1 protein-coding gene and 2 pseudogenes are annotated in these 3,460 nt (G+C 72.8%); all 3 read left to right on the plus strand.

What is annotated here, in order from left to right:
* Positions 1-1,821 (plus strand): annotated as a pseudogene (locus QH283_RS12955) (protein kinase family protein); the annotation flags it as partial.
* A gap of 366 nt (positions 1,822-2,187) precedes the next feature.
* A complete protein-coding gene (gene sigM, locus QH283_RS12960; RefSeq protein WP_280503251.1) occupies positions 2,188-2,745 on the plus strand; it encodes an RNA polymerase sigma factor SigM in 558 nt (185 codons plus the stop codon).
* A 207-nt stretch (positions 2,746-2,952) separates the two neighbouring features.
* Positions 2,953-3,460 (plus strand): annotated as a pseudogene (locus QH283_RS12965) (hypothetical protein); the annotation flags it as partial.

The raw sequence follows: 3,460 nt of genomic DNA on the forward strand, positions 1-3,460 counted from the left end.
GGTGCCCCCCCGCCGCGGGGGGCAGGTGGGCCCACCCAAACCCCCCCGGCGGGGGGGGATCCCCCGGCCCCCCCCCCCGGCGAGCGCGGCGGGGCCGCGCAGACCCCGGCCGCCCCCAGCACTCCGGCGCAGCACACCGGGGCACAGAACACCGCAGGGCCGAACTCCCCCGGGCAGGGTCCGCGCCAGGAGCCACAGCGCGACCCGATGTACGACACCGGCATGATCCCGATCCCGCCGCGCCAGCTGCCCCCGCCCGACGAGGAGATCACCAAGCGGGTGCAGCGCGGTCCGAAGCTCATTCCCGGCGCCTCGGTGGCGGGCGGCCGCTACCGGCTGCTGGCCAGCCACGGCGGCGCGCGTGGGCTGAAATTCTGGCAGGCGCTTGACATCAAGCTCGACCGCGAGGTGGCGCTGACCTTCGTCGACGCCGACCAGAAGGCCACCGACAACAACGGCCAGGACGGCCCGCAGGCCATCCTGTCGCGCACTCTGCGCCTCGGCCGGATCAACTCGCCCGGCCTGGCCCGCGTGCTCGACGTGGTGCGCGGCAGCTCCGGCGGCATCGTGGTCGCCGAGTGGACGCCGGGCCGGTCGCTGCGCGAGATGGCCGAGACCGTGCCGTCGCCGATCGGCGCCGCCCGCGCCATCCGCGCGCTGGCCTCGGCCGCCGAGCTGGCCCATCGCGGTGGCGGCGCACTGTCGATCGACCACCCCGACCGGGTGCGCATCAGCGCCTCCGGCGATGCCGTGCTCGCCTTTCCCGGCACCCTCGGCGACGCCGACGCCCAGTCCGACGTGCGCGGCCTCGGCGCGATGCTCTACGCGCTGATCACCGCCCGCTGGCCGCTGCGCCCCGGCGGGGTGAGCGGCGCCGCGGCCACGGTGGGCGGGCTGCGACTCGCCGATTTCGGCCCCGACGGCACCCCGGTGGAACCGCGCCAGATCCGGCCCGAGGTGCCCTTCGAGATCTCCGCGGTCGCGGTGCGCTCGCTGGAGTCCGACAAGGGCGTGCGCACCGCGGCCACCGTCCAGCACGTGCTCGAGCAGGCCTCGGTCGTCGACCAGAAGACCGACTTCATCCCGGTGCTGCGCCTCGGCCAGCGTCAGCAGCCGCTCGGCGACGATTCGCTGGCCGATCCCGAGCTGCTCGCCCAGGAGCGGGAACGCTCGCAGCGGATGCTGTGGGTGATGGTCGGTCTCGGCGTGCTGGCCGCGCTGGTGGTCGGCGTGGTGATCTGGTGGATGGTGAGCATCTTCGCCCCCGGCGCCTCCGACGCGCCGCTGGACGAGCAGCGCAACATCGGCCTGACCACCGAGGCCACGCCGTCGCCCGCCCCGGGTTCACCCGCCGCCGCGCCGAACAATTCCGTCGACGGCGGCGTGCCGGTCCCGGTCACCGAGGTGGCGGTGTTCTCCCCGCAGGGCACCCCGGACGGGGTGAACTCGGTGGACGCGGTGCTCGACAACGACCCGGCCACCGTGTGGCGCACCGACCAGTACTTCCAGCAGTTCCCGGCGTTGAAGAAGGGCGTCGGCCTGATCGCCACGCTGCCGAGCCCGGCGAAACTGACGAATGTCTCGATCGTCTCGCCCACGTCTGGCACCTCGGTGGAGATCCGCACCGCGCCCACCAATTCGCCGAGCCTGGACCAGACCCAGCTGATCGGCTCGGGCGTGCTGGCCGACGGCCTGACCGAGATCCCGGTCACCGCCGACCAGTCCGCGCGCTACGTGCTGGTGTGGATCACCGGGCTGAGCACCGATGGCAGCCAGTTCCAGTCCGCCATCGGCGAACTGCGCTTCGACGCCGCGCCCTGACCCCGGTTCGCGGGCACGCGGGTGGTCGACGGCGGACGCCGCGAGACCCTTGCCCGGCCTGACGGCTCACCGCTTCGGCGTGTGCTGCCCGACTCACCGATGTGCACGTGCATTCGCACGTGCGCTTTTGCTGTGGTTGCTGCCCGTTCGGACCTGCCGATATGATCGGCGGGCGCTCTCGGCGGGGGAGTTTTCCGAGTTCTCGTTCCATCGACTCGGATGTCGCGGAGTTCATCTGCGCTGGACGGTCGCCGACGACCGGTACCGGTGTGCACTGTCCAAGGGGTTGGTTTGTCGTCAGAAGTGAACGAAGATTCTCGAAGGGGGAGTTCGCGGCCCGCGACGGCCGGCGAACGCTCGTTCACACTGGCCGAGGCGTCGGACGTCGCGCTGTTGCGGGCGCACGTCGCCGGTCGCGCGCACGCCTTCGCCGAACTGTTGCGCAGGCACAACGATCACCTGTGGCAGACCGCGCTGCGCACCTCCTACAACCGCGAGGACGCCGCCGACGCGCTGCAGGACGCGCTGCTGTCGGCACACCGCACGGCGGCCTCGTTCCGGGCCGAGGCGGAGGTGCGCAGCTGGCTGCACGCGATCGTGGTCAACGCCTGCCTCGACCGCATCCGGCGCAACAAGACCCGTCGCGCGATCGCGCTCGCGCCCGAGTCGCTGCCGGAGCCCACCGTGGTGCGCGACGAGTACTCCGAGCTGGAGTTGTCGATCGTGGTCGACCGGGCGCTGTTCTCGCTGCCGCCCGACCAGCGCACCGCCCTGGTGGCCGTCGACCTGGAGGGGTACAGCGTGGCCGACGCCGCCGAGATGCTCGGTGTCCCGGTGGGCACCGTCAAGAGCCGTTGCGCGCGAGCGAGGGCACGGCTGCAGGAGCGCCTGGAATTTCTGCGCGATCCTGGGAACCGGAAGTAGCGCGGGCGCGTCATTAACAGTGAAGAGCCGTACGACGATGATCACAGCGCGGCCTCACCGAGGTCGCCGGTGGCCGGTGAGCACACACCGGTGATCCGCGTCGTCGGCAGTGCTGGTCACGACAGCGACAGCCAAGGCGGACAGCCAGGCAACCAGCCAGGCGACGGCGACAGGACACAGATGTCGAGTGAGAAAGACGGAGGTGCGATGGCGACCCGGTCTGTACCGCAGCCTCCCTTCTCAACGGAGCTGCTGGCCGACCTGCACGCCGACAACGTCGAGCCGGAACTCGCCGCCCGCCTGTGGCCCGCCGTTCGCGCCGACGCGGACGCGGCGCGCTACCTGAGCGAGCTCGACGAGGTCACGGTGCGGGTACGCGCCCTCGGCGCCGCCGACGGCGTCCTACACCCCATGCCGCGCGATGTGGCCGAGCGGCTGACGGCCTTCGTCGAGTCCCTCGGCCCCGTGCCCCTCAGTCCCGCCGATGCCGACAGCCCTGTCGGCGGCACCGGCCCTGTCGGCGGCACCGGCACCGCGAGCCGGGACGAGCACTCCGCGGTCCCGGGGGAGGACCCCACCGAACGGCTCACCGGCGCGCTCCCGCGGCCCCCCTTCGCCGACGCGCCTTCCGCCGACGCGCACCCGGCGGCCGCCACGCACCCGGATCCGGCCGTCGGCCCCACCGCACGGCCGGCCACCGCCACTGCGTTGCGGC

The sequence above is a fragment of the Nocardia farcinica genome, assembly GCF_029867845.1.
In the GTDB taxonomy this organism is placed as follows: Bacteria; Actinomycetota; Actinomycetes; order Mycobacteriales; family Mycobacteriaceae; genus Nocardia; species Nocardia farcinica_A.